The organism is Pseudomonas sp. RGM2987 (assembly GCF_022952855.1).
GTDB lineage: Bacteria > Pseudomonadota > Gammaproteobacteria > Pseudomonadales > Pseudomonadaceae > Aquipseudomonas.
Genome location: NZ_JALJDX010000220.1, coordinates 105,014 through 119,201, shown reverse-complemented (window position 1 = coordinate 119,201; position 14,188 = coordinate 105,014). Strand labels below are relative to the sequence as shown.

Annotated in this window: 12 protein-coding genes; 5 read left to right on the top strand and 7 right to left on the bottom strand. The window is 64.0% G+C overall.

Going from position 1 to position 14,188, the window contains the following annotated elements; translation table 11 throughout:
- Positions 1 to 62: 62 nt before the first annotated feature.
- The 3 genes from RGM2987_RS24960 to RGM2987_RS24950 form a co-directional block, all read right to left on the bottom strand.
- Positions 63 to 1,010, bottom strand: a complete 948-nt coding sequence (locus tag RGM2987_RS24960; RefSeq protein WP_245145518.1) for a FecR domain-containing protein — start codon at positions 1,008 to 1,010, stop codon at positions 63 to 65.
- Complete coding sequence (locus RGM2987_RS24955; protein WP_245145517.1) at positions 1,007 to 1,516, bottom strand: sigma-70 family RNA polymerase sigma factor; 510 nt, start codon at positions 1,514 to 1,516, stop codon at positions 1,007 to 1,009. The genes RGM2987_RS24960 and RGM2987_RS24955 overlap by 4 nt, the downstream gene beginning before the upstream one ends.
- Positions 1,517 to 1,790: 274 nt before the next feature.
- Positions 1,791 to 2,312 carry an SgcJ/EcaC family oxidoreductase gene (locus tag RGM2987_RS24950; RefSeq protein WP_245145516.1) on the bottom strand — a complete coding sequence of 174 codons (522 nt, stop codon included), beginning with the start codon at positions 2,310 to 2,312 and terminating at the stop codon, positions 1,791 to 1,793.
- Positions 2,313 to 2,525: 213 nt separating this feature from the next.
- On the opposite strand from RGM2987_RS24950, the gene RGM2987_RS24945 reads away from it, so the two are divergent.
- From RGM2987_RS24945 to RGM2987_RS24930, 4 genes are read left to right on the top strand one after another with little or no spacing between them, the layout of a single operon-like run.
- The gene (locus tag RGM2987_RS24945) at positions 2,526 to 3,710 is read left to right on the top strand and encodes a sensor histidine kinase (protein ID WP_245145515.1); all 1,185 of its coding nucleotides are present in this window, start codon (positions 2,526 to 2,528) and stop codon (positions 3,708 to 3,710) included.
- The gene (locus RGM2987_RS24940; RefSeq protein ID WP_245145514.1) at positions 3,707 to 4,375 is read left to right on the top strand and encodes a response regulator transcription factor; all 669 of its coding nucleotides are present in this window, start codon (positions 3,707 to 3,709) and stop codon (positions 4,373 to 4,375) included. The genes RGM2987_RS24945 and RGM2987_RS24940 overlap by 4 nt, the downstream gene beginning before the upstream one ends.
- A complete protein-coding gene (locus tag RGM2987_RS24935; protein ID WP_245145513.1) occupies positions 4,372 to 6,684 on the top strand; it encodes an ATP-binding protein in 2,313 nt (770 codons plus the stop codon). The genes RGM2987_RS24940 and RGM2987_RS24935 overlap by 4 nt, the downstream gene beginning before the upstream one ends.
- Positions 6,681 to 7,148, top strand: coding sequence for a response regulator (locus RGM2987_RS24930; protein ID WP_245145512.1), 468 nt, complete (start codon positions 6,681 to 6,683; stop codon positions 7,146 to 7,148). The genes RGM2987_RS24935 and RGM2987_RS24930 overlap by 4 nt, the downstream gene beginning before the upstream one ends.
- Positions 7,149 to 7,337: 189 nt before the next feature.
- On the opposite strand, the gene RGM2987_RS24925 is transcribed toward RGM2987_RS24930, so the two are convergent.
- The 4 genes from RGM2987_RS24925 to RGM2987_RS24910 all read right to left on the bottom strand — a co-directional run bounded on the left by RGM2987_RS24925 (position 7,338) and on the right by RGM2987_RS24910 (position 13,258).
- Entirely contained in the window at positions 7,338 to 7,778 is a 441-nt protein-coding gene (locus RGM2987_RS24925; protein WP_245145511.1) for a CBS domain-containing protein, read from the bottom strand.
- 183 nt (positions 7,779 to 7,961) lie between these two features.
- Complete coding sequence (gene nirD, locus RGM2987_RS24920; RefSeq protein ID WP_245145510.1) at positions 7,962 to 8,348, bottom strand: nitrite reductase small subunit NirD; 387 nt, start codon at positions 8,346 to 8,348, stop codon at positions 7,962 to 7,964.
- Positions 8,348 to 10,909, bottom strand: coding sequence for a nitrite reductase large subunit NirB (nirB, locus tag RGM2987_RS24915; RefSeq protein WP_245145509.1), 2,562 nt, complete (start codon positions 10,907 to 10,909; stop codon positions 8,348 to 8,350). Before nirB ends, nirD begins: the two co-directional genes overlap by 1 nt.
- A 786-nt stretch (positions 10,910 to 11,695) precedes the next feature.
- A complete protein-coding gene (locus RGM2987_RS24910) occupies positions 11,696 to 13,258 on the bottom strand; it encodes a L,D-transpeptidase family protein (protein ID WP_245145508.1) in 1,563 nt (520 codons plus the stop codon).
- 129 nt (positions 13,259 to 13,387) lie between these two features.
- Here RGM2987_RS24910 and RGM2987_RS24905 point away from each other — a divergent pair, with 129 nt between their 5' ends.
- Positions 13,388 to 14,101 carry a murein L,D-transpeptidase catalytic domain family protein gene (locus RGM2987_RS24905; RefSeq protein ID WP_245145566.1) on the top strand — a complete coding sequence of 238 codons (714 nt, stop codon included), beginning with the start codon at positions 13,388 to 13,390 and terminating at the stop codon, positions 14,099 to 14,101.
- Positions 14,102 to 14,188: the final 87 nt, after the last annotated feature.

Below are 14,188 nucleotides of genomic sequence, written 5' to 3'. Positions count from 1 at the left end.
GGCGCTCTCGTTTTTGTGCAGTTGCCTTGAATGACCGGCGAGACGAAAAAAGGGGACAGCGCTCAGGCGAAATTTTTGCGCAGGGTCAACGTGACCCAGTACGGGGTGCGCATGTGCACCTCCAACGGCAGGCTGGCCGACAGCAGCGCGAGGATGCGATCGGTGTTTTCCAATCGAAAACTGCCGGTGACGCGCAGGGACTCCAGGGCTTCGTCCCAGCGCAGCACGCCCCTGCGATAACGGCCCAGTTCCCGCAGGAAAGCCCCCAGCGGCTGGTCCTGCGCCACCAGCACGCCGTCCCGCCAGCCCAACTGCGCGACATCAAAGCTGACAAGCACGCCGGCGCCCGAGGCTTGCACATTGACCTGCTGGCCTGCTTCCAGTCCCAGCACCGGCCCACGCAAAGGTTGCAACTGCGCCGAGCCGTTGATCACCGAGATCCGGCAATCCCGTTCGCCCAGGCGCAGACAGACCTCGCCACGACTGACCGTGACCAGCCCGTACGGCATTTGAATGGACAGCGGCGCGGCGCCAGCGACGTTGAGGGCCATTTCTCCTTGCACCAGCACCAGGCGCCGGGCCTTGAGGTCCAGGTCCAGCGCACTGTCGGTGTTGAGTTGCACCGCACTGCCGTCGGGCAACGTCAACCGGCGTTGTTCACCGGTGGCGGTGTGCAGGTCGGCGCGCCAGGCCTCCAGGGGCAGCTCCCGGCCCACGAGCCAGGCGGTCGGCATCGCTGCGGCGATGCCCAATGCGCGCTTGAGCACCGTGCGCCGCGCCAGCGCCGGGCGATCCAGCGTCGCCATGCCCAACGAGACGGGAATACCGACGAATCGCTGGCGCAACTGCTGGGCCTTTTGCCAGGCAGCCTCGTGGTGCGCATGACTGTCGCGCCAGCGCTGCAAGGCCGCCACGTCGAATTCATCGCCGCCGGACTCCATCAACGTCAACCAGCGGGCTGCCGCTCTGGCCGCATCGCGGGCTTCGGGGGTGGGTGCCGCACGCGTCATAGGTCCACCAGCAGACAATGCTCGTAGGCCTGGGCCATGTAGCGCTTGATGGTGCGTTCGCTGACCTGCATGCGCTCGGCGATCTCGCGGTACCCCAGGCCCTCGAGCTGGCTCCACAGGAAGGCCCGTCGCACCAGGGGCGGCAGGCCATCGAGGAGTTCGTCCAGCGCGTGCAGGGTTTCCAGGAGCAACCAACGTTGCTCGGGCGATGGCATGCACGCCTCGGGCAGACTCGCCAGGGCATCGAGATAGGCCTGCTCCAGGTTGCGCCGGGTGTAGAAGTTGCTCAGCAGTCGCTTGCCAATGGTCAGCAGGTAGGCCCGGGGCTCTTGCAGGTCGGCCAGGGTCTGGGAGCTGGCGAGCACTCGCAGGAAGGTATCCTGGCGCAGGTCGGCTGCATCCCAGGCGTTGCCTATGCGCCGACGCAACCAACCTTCCAGCCAACCGCCGTGGTCACGGTACAACGCATCGAGGGAGTGCTCCGTTGGCGTAGCTGCATCACTCATGTCTGGAGGCCTGCGCAAGGTCTTTAATGAGAGTGATTCTAATTAATACTTGCGAGGGGTTCCAGAGGCTTGGCGTCGGATGCGGCGTTTTTGCGGATTGAGGGAAGATTGCGAGGGGCCTGCTTCGCAGTCCAGCGGGAGCAAGCTCCCTCGCCACCGTAGAAATGAGTCACCTCGAAAGCGCTACAACACAGCGCTCTGTGGGAGCTGAGCTTGCTCCGGGCGGCGATCCGACGATGGCGTCAGGCCAGACAAACTCAGACCCCGCCGTAGATCAGTGGCTGGCGTGCAGGACCTTCGGCACTTCCGGCATCGCCGAAGAGTGATGGTTGAGGATCTTCCACTGGCCGTTCAGACGCTCGTAGAGGAAGGTGTAGCGCGCCTGCACGTCTCTTTTGCTGCCATCGGCGTTGGTCAGGGTGAAGGTATACACCCCGCTGTCCATCGCCGCATCGGGGCCCATATGACGGATTTCGCGGAAGTTGATCGTGCCGACCGGCTTGTTCATCAGGAAATGGTCAAAATAATCCTGGATCTCTGCCGGTGTGGTGCGCACCTTGTTGGAAACAGTCGGTTGCAACATCGCATCCGGCGCGTAAAGGCTGGTCACGGCACTGGCGCTGCCAGTCTTCAGGGTGGCGTTCCACTTATCGAACAGCCCCGCAATTTCCTGGTCATTCACATTCTTGGGCTGTTCGGCCACGGTGCGATACACATAAGGCGTGGCATCGGCGGCGTGGACGAAGGGCGTGGTCAGTACAAAAAAAGCGGCAAGGGCGAGGGTTTTCATTTTCATCGAAGCGTTCCTTTGGGTTTCAATGCAGGGGTTTCAATGCAGAGGTTTCAATGCACGGTGTTGAGTGGCCCCACTTTGCCGGCACTCGCCGCCTGCGCCATCGGCCAACCGGTGTGTATCGCCTATGCCATTCGGCAGATAGGCCCGGTGCCAGTGACAGGTTTTAATGACTTACCGCAAACCCGAGCACTCCCTTCATGCTGGAGCTTCCCGATGCAAAGCCCACCGCTGGACCCCGGTAGCGCCCTGGCGATCCGTACGCAATACCGCCAATCGCAAAGCCGTGCCGCGCGCCTGGGCCTGCTGCTGGGCACCGGCCATGAGCTGACTCAACTGCCATTGGCGCAAATGCGCCAACGGGTCGTGCAGCGGGCGTGTGCGTTCATGGCGATGGACCATGGCCTGCTGTTGGAGTGGGCGTCTGATCAGCCGCCGCATGCCCTCGCCAGCCATGGCAGCAGCGAACGGATCGAGCTGCTCGCCAGCCTGGCCCAGCAGCCTTCACCCACACCGCAATGGCAAGGGCACCCTGGCAGCGCCCTGCCCCAGGTCTTGCGTGTGCCATTGCGTGGCTCTGACGGTGCCCAGTTCGGGGCGTTGATGCTGGGCAACAGCGTGGCCCTGGGCGCGCCGGACAACGAAGACATCGAGTCGCTGCAATTACTGGCGACATTACTGGCGGCCCATCTGGAAAACAGTCGCCTGCTCGAAGCGCTCCAGGCCCGGGAGCGCACCATGTCCGAACTGGTCCATCGCTTGTTCAGCGCCCAGGAGGATGAGCGCAAGCGCGTGGCCTACGACCTGCACGACGGGCTGGCGCAGAACCTGGCCGGGCTGCATCAACGCTTGCAGGGGTTCGCCGGACGCTGCCCATCCTTGCCATCGGAACTGGCTCATGAGCTGCGCGGCATCCTCGACCTGGCCCAAGGCTGCGTCGGCGAAGGCCGGCAATTGATCGGCGGCCTGCGCCCCCATGTGCTGGATGATTTCGGCCTGTATAAAGCCGTCGACAAGGAGGCGGACCGCTTGCGCGACGTCGGCCTGACGGTGGAGTGGGCCGAACACAGCGGCGCTCGCCTGCCGGGCCACACGGAGATCGCCCTGTTTCGCATCGCCCAGGAAGGCATCAACAATATTCTCAAGCACGCCCACGCCAGTCACGTACGCCTGGGACTTTCGATAGCGGACGGCCGCGCCGCGCTGCGGGTGCAGGACGACGGTCGCGGCTTTGCCCTGGAGCAACCCATCGAGACCAACGGCACCTGTCATCTGGGGCTGGCGGCGATGCAGGAGCGCGCCAACCTGCTCGGCGGACATTTCAATTGCAGCAGTCAACCCGGCGCCGGCACCCGCCTGCTCGCCAGCGTGCCGCTGCCGGCCCACGGAGTACAACCATGAATCGCCCTCTGCGCCTGCTGTTGGCCGACGATCACGAGGTGACCCGCACCGGCTTCGTCAGCATGCTCGCCGGGATTCCCGGGTTCGAAGTAGTCGGCCAGGCCCGCGATGGCCAGGAAGCCCTCGATCTGTGCGAACGCCTGGCGCCGGACATCGCAATTCTCGACATCCGCATGCCGGTCCTTAACGGCCTCGGCGCGGCGCGCATCCTGCAAAAGCGCCAGCCGGCAATCAAAGTGGTGATCTTCACCATGGACGACAGCCCCGATCACCTCGAAGCCGCCATCAGCGCCGGCGCCGTGGGTTATTTGCTCAAGGATGCCAGCCGCGATGAAGTGCTGGCCGCCCTCCAGCGGGTTGCCCAGGGCGAGGAGGCCTTGAACAGTTCCGTCAGCGCCCGCCTGCTGCGGCGCATGGCCGAACGCGGTGCCGGCGGTGCGACACCGGTCCAGGCGCTGACCGCACGTGAGCGCCAGGTCCTGGGGCTGGTGGCGGGCGGATTCAGTAATCGCGAAATCGGCGAGAAACTCGGCATCGCCCCGGGTACCGCCAAGGCCCATGTGGAGCGGGTGATCGGCAAGCTGGGGGCCGCCGACCGGACCCAGGCTGCGGTGCGCGGCGTCGCCCTGGGGCTGGTGGCGCAACCTGCCGGGCAATGGCCATGAGGTTTCTTGCAGCCCGCCGTTGGGCCGACCTGCCATTACGTGGCAAGGCACTGGTGGTGATTTCCTTGCCGCTGGTGGTCCTGTTGCTGTCGCTGGTGCTGATCTACATCACCGAACGCCAGACCGCGCGGGCCGAAGAGGACGTGCGCCGGGTATTGCTGGTCCAGGGTGATATCCAGACCGTGCATACCCTGCTGGCCGAGGCGGCGGCCAGCGTGCGCGGTTATCTGTTGACCCGGCGCGAGGATTTCCTGCCCAGCTACGAACAGGCAACGCCGCTGATCCAGGCTGCGTTGCAGCGCCTGGACCACAACATCCGCGACCCCAGGATGCGCGAGCACCTGCAGACCATCACCCCGCTGATCGCCGACAAACTCGACGGCCTGCTGGCCTTGCGCAACGGCCGGCGCGACGACCCGGAGGCAATCACTGCGATCCTGATCGAGAACAAACAGGTGCTGGACGTGCTGCGCGAGCAGATCAGCGCCATGCGCATACGCGAGGATGGCCTGCTCGCCGAGCGCAGCGCCGCGGCCTCGGCGACCCGCATGCGGCTGTTGTTCGCCACTCTGCTCGCGGCCATGTGCGGGCTGCTGGGGGCCATCGTCGCGGTGCTGTTTCTGTCCAAGGGGATTGTCGCCCGGGTTCAGCAGGTGCAAGGCAATGCCCAGCGCCTGGCATTGGGCCAACCCTTGTTGCCGCAACCGCCGGAGCAGGACGAAATCGGCCAGCTCGGCACCCGGCTGGTGGAAGCCGGGCAACTGCTTGCCGAACGCGAGCGAGCCCTGCGCGATAACGAAGAGCGCCTGCGGCTGATCATCGACGGGGTCAAGGACTACGGGATCTTCGCCCTCGACGCCCGAGGCTACGTCACCACCTGGAATGCCGGCGCCGAACGGATCAAGGGCTACACCGAGCAGGAAATCCTCGGTCGACATTTCTCGCTGTTCTATCTGCCTGAAGAATGCCCGGCGCACCCGGACCTGGCCCTGCGCGAAGCCACCCGCGACGGTCATTACATGGAGGAAGGCTGGCGCTGTCGCAAGGACGGCAGCCGCTTCTGGGCCAGCGTCGTGATCACCGCCCAGTACGACAGCACCGGCGCCCTGCGCGGTTTTTCCAAGATCACCCGCGACATCACCGACCGGCGCGCCGCCGAGATCGCCCTGCGCACCGCCCGCGAAGAAGCCGAAAGCGCCAGTCGGGCCAAGAGCGAATTCCTGTCGCGCATGAGCCACGAACTGCGCACGCCGCTCAACGCCATCCTCGGTTTTGCCCAACTGCTGGACATGGATTCCAGCGCCGGCCAGCGGCCCCAGGTCAGCCATATCCTGCGCGCCGGCCAGCATTTGCTCGGGTTGATCAACGAGGTGCTGGACATCGCCCGGATCGAAGCCGGTCGCCTGCCGCTGAACATCGAGCCGATTGCGCTTGCCAGCGTGCTGCATGAAGCCCTGACGCTGGTTTCACCGATGGCGGCCGATGCCGGGATCCAGCTGGCCGAGCTGCCCCTGCTGCCGGATGACAACGGCGTGCTTGCCGACCGCCAGCGTCTGGTACAGGTGTTGCTCAACCTGTTGTCCAACGCCATCAAGTACAACCGACCCGGCGGCGAAGTGCGCATTGAGGTCAGCGTCCGGGACCGCCAGGTGAGCATTGCGGTCAGTGACACCGGCCATGGCATTGCGGCTGAACAGCTGGACCGATTGTTCAAGCCGTTCGAGCGCCTCGGTGCCGATCCGCAGGTCGAAGGCACCGGCCTGGGCCTGTCCTTGAGCAAAAGCCTGCTGGAGATGATGCAGGGCAGCCTTCAAGTCCGCAGTGAACCGGGACAGGGTTGCTGCTTTACGCTGCAATTGCCGGGCGCCCATGTGGTGAGCCCGCATTTGCCGCCGATCGCCGCGCTGGCGGTGGCACGCCCACCGGTGGAGTACCACGGCAAAGTCCTGTGCATCGAAGACAACCTGTCGAGCCTGGCGCTGATCGAGACGCTGATGCAGCGTCGGCCGGGCATCCAGTTGCTGTCGAGCATGCAAGGCCAGATGGGCCTGGACCTGGCTCGCCAGCACGCGCCGCAACTGATCCTGCTGGACGTCACCCTGCCCGACCTGGAGGGCCTGGAGGTGCTGCGGCGTCTGCGCCTATCCCGGGCTACGGCGTCCACGCCGGTACTGATGCTCACCGCCGATGCCAACGACCTGACTCACCGGGCGCTGCGTGATGCCGGCGCCACCGCGATCCTGACCAAACCGATTCATATCCAGGCCTTCCTGGGCCATCTAGAGCACTACTTACCGGAGCCCGCATGAATCGTGACTTGCGCATCCTGATCGTCGACGACCAGCGTCCCAACCTGGATCTGATGGAACAATTACTCGCCCGCGAAGGCCTGCATAACGTGCTCAGCAGCACTGAACCCTTGCGCGCCCTCGACCTGTTCAACAGCTTCGAGCCGGACCTGGTCATCCTCGACCTGCACATGCCGGCGTTCGATGGCTTCGCCGTGCTCGAACAGCTGAACCGGCGCATCCCGGCCAACGACTACCTGCCGATCCTGGTGCTCACCGCCGACGCCACCCGCGACACTCGCCTGCGCGCCCTGGCCCTCGGCGCCCGGGACTTCATCAGCAAACCCCTGGATGCGCTGGAAACCATGCTGCGGGTCTGGAACCTGCTGGAAACCCGCGCGCTCTACAAGGCGTTGCGCGAGCGGGTGCCTTCGGCGGACATCGAGCTGCTGCGCCAGCATCGGCCAGCCGCCGATCCGGTCTGAAAAACACTCAGCCCCTGTGCACGCAAATACCTTGTGGCGAGGGGATTTATCCCCGCTGGGGTGCGAAGCGCCCCCACACGGTTCATAGGGCTCACCTTTTGGGTCGACCGACTGTTTTGGGGCTGCTACGCAGCCCAGCGGGGATAAATCCCCTCGCCACGGAAAAGCAGTACTCAGGCGCCTCGGCACTCAATGCCCGCGAATGTAATGCTCAAGCTGGCGAATCAGGTCGGCCTGTTCGACGATGGCTTGTTTCACCAGGTCGCCAATGGACAGCAATCCGATCAGTTGCCCGTTGTCCAGCACCGGCAAATGCCGCAGGTGGCTGTCGGTCATGACTTCCATGCAGCGCTCGATACTTTGCTGGCTGTCGGCGGTAATCACTGGCGTGCTCATGATCGTGCGAACCGGCGTGCCCACCGATGAGCGTCCGTGCAGCACCATCTTGCGCGCATAATCGCGCTCGCTGAATACACCGACCACCTGGCCGTCTTCGATCACCGGCAGCGCGCCGACGTTTTTCTCGGCCATGATCTGCAAGGCCTCCAGCACCGTCTGCTGCGGCGCGATGCTGTGGACCTGCTGGTTCTGCACACTTTTGAGTTTCACCAGTTGAGCGGCGGTTTTCATTGCTAATCCCCAGCTTCAGTTAACAGAACAACAGGACTCGAACCACATACGCTCCCTGTGGCGAGGGAGCTTGCTCCCGCTTGGCCGGGCTGGCGCACCAGTGCGCAGCGCCCGCAGGATTTTGGGGCCGCTTCGCAGCCCAGCGGGAGCAAGCTCCCTCGCCACAAAAGCGCCGACTCCGGATCAGTCTTCGCCGATTTCCACCACATTCCCATTCAACCGCACCGGCCAGACCCGCAGGCTCTGCTCCGGATACTCCAGGCAATGACCGTCTTCGAGACGGAAATGCTGCTTGTACATCGGCGAGGCAATCACCAGCTCACCCTTGATGTTGCCCAACAGGCCGCGACCGATCACGTTCGCGCCGGACTTGGGGTCGCGGTTGTCGATGGCGTATAGCGGCTTGTCCTGTTGTTCTGGCAGGTACAGCAGCGCGACCTGACTGCCGTCGTGCCAGGCGACCACGCCGGAGTTGGGGACCAGGTCCTCGCGGGTGCACAGGGCGCGCCACTGGAGCGGTTCCCGGGCTGCATCGCGGGTGGGCATGCGAACGACGTTTGACTGGCTCATCAGAGCACCTCCTCGGTAACGGGAATCAGGTGGAGTTCGCCGGCGTGTACCGGCCGACGCTGGCCGCGCTCGCGAACAAAGTGAACATCGGGGTCACCGCGCCCATCGTTGACGAAGGTGCGGAAACGCTTGAGTTTTTCCGGATCCTTGAGGGCGTTGGCCCACTCGCATTCGTAGCGATCGACCACCAACTGCATCTGGGCTTCGAGCTCTGCCCCCAGGCCCAGGCTGTCGTCGATGATCACCTCCTTGAGGTAATCCAGGCCGCCTTCCAGGCTTTCGCGCCAGACCGAGGTGCGCTGCAACTTGTCGGCGGTGCGGATGTAGAACATCAGGAAGCGGTCGATGTAGCGGATCAGGGTTTCGTCATCCAGGTCGGTGGCGAACAGCTCGGCGTGACGTGGACGCATGCCGCCGTTGCCAGCGATGTAGAGGTTCCAGCCCTTCTCGGTGGCAATCACGCCGACGTCCTTGCTCTGGGCCTCGGCGCACTCACGGGTGCAACCGGAGACCGCAAACTTGAGCTTGTGCGGCGAGCGCAGGCCTTTGTAGCGATCCTCGATGGTCAGGGCCATTTGCACACTGTCCTGCACGCCATAACGGCACCAGGTGCTGCCGACGCAGGACTTCACGGTACGGGTGGACTTGCCATAGGCGTGGCCCGTTTCGAATCCGGCCTCGATCAGCTCGGACCAGATGTCCGGCAACTGATGCAACTGGGCGCCGAACAGGTCGATGCGTTGACCGCCGGTGATCTTGGTGTACAGGTCATATTTCTTCGCGACCACGCCGATGGCGATCAGCTTGTCGGCGGTGATTTCGCCGCCGGCGATACGCGGCACCACCGAATAGGTGCCGTTTTTCTGCATGTTCGCCATGAACGTGTCGTTGGTGTCCTGCAACGGCACCAGGGACGGGTCCATGATCGGCTGGTTCCAGCACGACGCGAGGATCGAACCCACCGCCGGTTTGCACAAATCGCAGCCGGTGTGTCCGCGACCGTGCTTGGCCAGCAGCTCCTCAAAACTGATGATGCCTTCCACACGTACCAGGGCGTACAACTCCTGACGGGTGTAGGCGAAGTGTTCGCACAGGCTTTTATCGACCGTCACGCCACGGGCAATCAACTCATGCTCGAACACCTGCTTGACCAGCGCCGCGCATCCGCCGCAACCGGTGCCGGCCTTGGTGTCGCACTTGAGCTGGCCGAGATCGGTACAGCCGCTGTCGATGGCCGAGCAGATCGAGCCTTTGGTGACGTTGTGGCAGGAGCAGATGGTGGCTGCGGCCGGCAGCGCAGCCGGGCCCAGGGTCGGCGCGCCTTCGGAAGACGGCAGGATCAGACTGGCGGCGTCCTTGGGCAAGGTGATTGCGTTCTGCATGTATTGCAGCAAGGTGTCGTAGTAGCTGTTATCGCCCACCAGCACCGCGCCGATCACGCGCTTGCCGTCAGCGTCCACCACCAGCCGTCGGTAACTGGCACTGGTTTCATCGATGAATTGGAAGCTGCGCGAGCCCGGTGTGTTGCCATGGGCGTCGCCGATGGAGCCTACGTCCACGCCGAGCAACTTGAGTTTGGTGGACATGTCGGCGCCGGTGAACGCTTCGCCTGGCTCGCCACACAGGCGCGCCGCGACGTTGCGGGCCATCTGGTAACCCGGTGCGACCAGGCCGAAGACGCTGCCATTCCAGGCCGCGCATTCGCCGATGGCGTAGATGTCCGGGTCGCTGGTCTGGCAATGGTCATCGATGACCACCCCGCCCCGTGGGCCGATCTGCAGCTCGCTCTGACGAGCCAAGGCGTCCTGGGCGCGGATACCGGCGGAGAAAACGATGAGGTCGGTTTCGAGGAAGTCGTCGCTGCCGAAATTCATCCGGTAGCGGTACTCCTCGCCGGCGGTGATGGACTGGGTGCCCTTGGACAAATGCACGCCGACACCGAGCTTCTCGATGCGCGCCTTGAGGGCCAGGCCGCCCTGAACATCCAATTGCACCGGCATCAGCCGTGGGGCGAATTCCACCACATGGGCTTCCAGGCCGAGGGACTTGAGGGCGTTGGCCGCCTCCAGGCCCAACAGGCCACCGCCGACTACTACCCCACGACGCGCATGGCAGGACGCGGCACGGATGGCATCGAGGTCTTCAAGGGTGCGGTAGACCAGGCACGAATCACCCTCGGCGCCTTCAATCGGCGGCACGAATGGATAAGAGCCGGTGGCGAGCACCAGTTTGTCGTAGCCGATGCGATCGCCTTCGATGACCACCTGCCGCGCCTGTCGGTCGATCTCCAACACGGGCACGCCCAGATGCAGGGTGAGGCCCGGGGTCTGGTACAACGATGCTTCGCCGAGGGCCAGGGATTCGGCATCGCGCCCGGAGAAGTACTCGGAAAGGTGCACGCGATCGTAGGCACGCATCGGCTCTTCGCTGAACACATGCAGGCGGTAGTGGTTAAGGGCTCCGCGCTCGATCAATTGCTCGACGCAATGATGGCCGACCATGCCATTGCCGATCACGATCAGCGTTTGCAGCTTGTTCAGAGAAGCAACGTTGGAATTCATAAAAGCACCCGACAAAAGCCCATCACGATTTTTGAAAGCAAAAAAAAGACGCCTGAAACCTTGCGGTTCCAGGCGTCTTTGCCTGTTCTGTGCGGTAACGATCCGGCGACTGCGCCCTGATCTACCGATGTCCCCGGCCTTCTGGCACTCGATCTTCGTTGACCGACGGGCTGCCCACACGACTGCGTTCACGGTGGGCCTGCACAGGCTCTTGCAGCGAGCGTGCCAAGCCAGCACTACACCCTGGCCGCCCGCCTCTTCATTATCATCGGGATCCCTGTGGGAGCGGGCTCGCCCGCGAAGACGCCCGCCCAAACACCGCCGCAACAACGCCCGTGCCTGCGACTTCCAAGCGCCGACAATTGCCTTCCCATGGTGCGATCCCCTGCCCCGGGCTTCATAAAAGTGCAGCCTGGTGGATCAGCGCAAGATTCGCAGCCAAGCCGGTCTCCTTGTGGGAGCCGAGCTTGCTCACGATAGCGGTGAGTCAGTTTGCAGAAGTGTTGAGTGTGCGAACGCTTTCGCGAGCAAGCCCGCTCCCACACTGGATCTCGGGTGGCCGAGAAATTCCCATCCACTACAGGACCCTGTGGGAGCCGAGCTTGCTCGCGATAGCGGTGAGTCAGTTTGCAGAAGTGTTGAGTGTGCAAACGCTTTCGCGAGCAAGCTCGCTCCCACAGTGGATCTCGGGTGGCCGCGAGACTCCCCTTCGACCAAAAGACCCTGTGGGAGCGAGCTTGCTCGCGATAGCGGTGGATCAGTTTGCAGAGGTGTTGGATGCCGACCTCACAGCGCCCGGCCCCGAGCAGCGGCCAATGTCCCATCGCGCCCATAGATGTCCGGGATGTACACCGCCTGGCCGTGGTCATCCGCCTGCACGGTCCAGTAGCCGAGCAGGATCGGCACCGGCTTGCCCAGCCTGAACTCATGGGTCGCTTCGGACGCCAGCAGCGTGTCGGTGCGCGCACGCTCGGCCGGGCTCACCAGCAGGTCGCGCAAGTGCATGACCTGTTCGATCCGCACGCAGCCTGAACTGAACGCCCGCGGGCCTTTGCTGAACAGTGCCTGGCTCGGCGTGTCGTGCAGGTACACCGAGAACGGGTTGGGAAAGCGGATCGCCATTTTGCCCAACGGGTTCTTCGGCCCTGGGTCCTGACGCAACATCAGGTCGCCCGGGTGCTCCCAATCGATATCCGCCGCAGCCAGCGGCAGGCCGTCGCGGTCGAGGATCCTCAGGTTCTGCCGGGCGAGAAACTCCGGATCGCGGCGAATCTCCGGCAGTTTGTCTTCGCGCATGATGGTCGGAGGGATGGTCCAGGTGGGGTTGAGGGTCAGCCGCGTGACCTGGGATTTGAGCAAGGGCGTCTGCCGCTGCGCACGGCCCACCTGGGTGCGGGTCTGCCAGACCGGCGCGCCGCTCTGGTAGACCGTGAGTTGCGCCGCGGCCACATTAACCAGGACGCTGTCCGGCTCCAGGTCCTGGGCCAGCCAGCGCATGCGCTCCAGGTTGATGCGCAACTGCTCGCGGCGCGTGGCCGGGGTGACGTTCAGTTCAGTGACGGTCCATGGCCCCACCACGCCATCGGCCTGCAACGAATGCTGGAGCTGGAAACTCTTCATCGCCTCCACCAGCATCGGGCTGTAGTGCTCGTCGGTGACCGTCGGCGCTGCGCTCAGGTAACCCTCGCTGAACAGACGCTGGGCCAGGGCCGGCACGCGGGCGTCCTGTTTGTCCGGTTGCAACAACGGCCCGCCCGGCACTGGCTGCCAGTCGGAAAGAGGTTGCTGTCGCAGGCTGGCATAGAGGCTGCGCAAATTGCGATACAGCGCCAGCTGCGGCCTGGCCTGCTCAAAGGCTGCCGCAATGTCTTGCACACCCGGCGCGGCGATCGCCAACACCTCGGACTGGCGGTCCCGGGGTTGGGGATTGGCCTTCCACACCGGTTCCAGACGATCCTGGGGCAAGTACCCGAAACGCAGCTCGTACAAGGCTTGCAGGTAGCGCTGGCTGATCGCGATGTCGACGCAATGGGCGGCTTGACCGTTGCCTTCGACAGGCAAGCGGTAGCGCGTCGGATCCAGTCCGTCATCGGCCAGTTGCTGCAGCTGGGTTTTCAACGCGGTAAGTCGTTCGTCGTCCGACCAAATGTCCTGGCCTGCGTTTTGCTCATAGAACGCCTGCAAGTTGATCATCGTCGGAAAGTCGACGCCCGCCGCGACTTCCGGGCATGCGACCGACAATTGCCCCAGCGTGGTTTGCACCAGCGCCGGGTCGCCTTCCTCGGCTGTTGCGACCAATGGCGCAGTGAGCAATAAAAGGCTCAGGTAACATGCGGACTTTTTGAACAACTGCTTTACTCCAATCCATGGCCGTCTCGTTGACGGGCAACTTAGCGACAGGTACGACCCGCCATCATGCAAACGAACTACACCGGACGGGATGCCGCTAACCAACACCGCCGTGGGAATCTTTCATCCGTGCTGAGGGCCTTGCGCCAGTTCTGCCTGGTCATGACCGGGCTGGGCGCGGTGTGCAGCCCGGCACTGGCCGACAAGGCCAATTCTCAGCTTCTCTACAACAGCCTCGCCCACGCGGCGCCGGAACTCAATCCCCTGGCGCTCAAAAGTGCCTTGAGCGCCATGCAATGTGCGGTCGCCAATGGCGCGACCCAGGCCCGCCACCTCGCGGTCATCGACTACTCGCAACCGTCCACGGCCCGCCGGCTATGGATCTTCGACCTGCGCCAGAAAAAACTGGTCCTGCGCGACCTGGTGGCCCACGGGCAGAAGTCCGGGGAGAATTTCGCCACGCAGTTTTCCAATCAGCTGGGCAGCTACCAGTCCAGCCTGGGCCTGTTTCGCACCCAGGAAAGCTACCAGGGCACCCACGGCTATTCGTTGCGCATGGACGGCCTGGAACCGGGTTTCAATGACCAGGCCCGGGATCGCGCCATCGTGATCCATGCCGCCGATTATGTGAACCCGTTGTGGAGCGCGCGCCAGGGCCGGATCGGGCGCAGCCAGGGTTGCCCGGCTGTGCGTCCTCAGGTGGCGCGTCAGGTCATCGACAAGCTCAAGGGCGGTCAGTTCATGTTTTCCTGGTACCCGGACCCGGGCTGGCTCAAGCGCTCGGCCTATCTGAACTGCCGGCCGCAGCAGGTGGCGAGCATTCTGGCTAGCAGTGGTGGTTAATCGTCGGGCAGCTCCGCTGCAGCGGGGATGAATCCCCTCGCCACAGGGACTGCACCTGACCGTAAGGATTGCACCTGATCGGGCAGT

Coding starts and splice junctions, on each gene's coding strand:
- RGM2987_RS24955 (WP_245145517.1), bottom strand. CDS start 1,516: ATGAGTGATGCAGCTACGCCAACGGAGCACTCCCTCGATGCGTTGTAC.
- RGM2987_RS24950 (WP_245145516.1), bottom strand. CDS start 2,312: ATGAAAATGAAAACCCTCGCCCTTGCCGCTTTTTTTGTACTGACCACG.
- RGM2987_RS24960 (WP_245145518.1), bottom strand. CDS start 1,010: ATGACGCGTGCGGCACCCACCCCCGAAGCCCGCGATGCGGCCAGAGCG.
- nirB (WP_245145509.1), bottom strand. CDS start 10,909: ATGAATTCCAACGTTGCTTCTCTGAACAAGCTGCAAACGCTGATCGTG.
- RGM2987_RS24925 (WP_245145511.1), bottom strand. CDS start 7,778: ATGAAAACCGCCGCTCAACTGGTGAAACTCAAAAGTGTGCAGAACCAG.
- nirD (WP_245145510.1), bottom strand. CDS start 8,348: ATGAGCCAGTCAAACGTCGTTCGCATGCCCACCCGCGATGCAGCCCGG.
- RGM2987_RS24940 (WP_245145514.1), top strand. CDS start 3,707: ATGAATCGCCCTCTGCGCCTGCTGTTGGCCGACGATCACGAGGTGACC.
- RGM2987_RS24930 (WP_245145512.1), top strand. CDS start 6,681: ATGAATCGTGACTTGCGCATCCTGATCGTCGACGACCAGCGTCCCAAC.
- RGM2987_RS24945 (WP_245145515.1), top strand. CDS start 2,526: ATGCAAAGCCCACCGCTGGACCCCGGTAGCGCCCTGGCGATCCGTACG.
- RGM2987_RS24935 (WP_245145513.1), top strand. CDS start 4,372: ATGAGGTTTCTTGCAGCCCGCCGTTGGGCCGACCTGCCATTACGTGGC.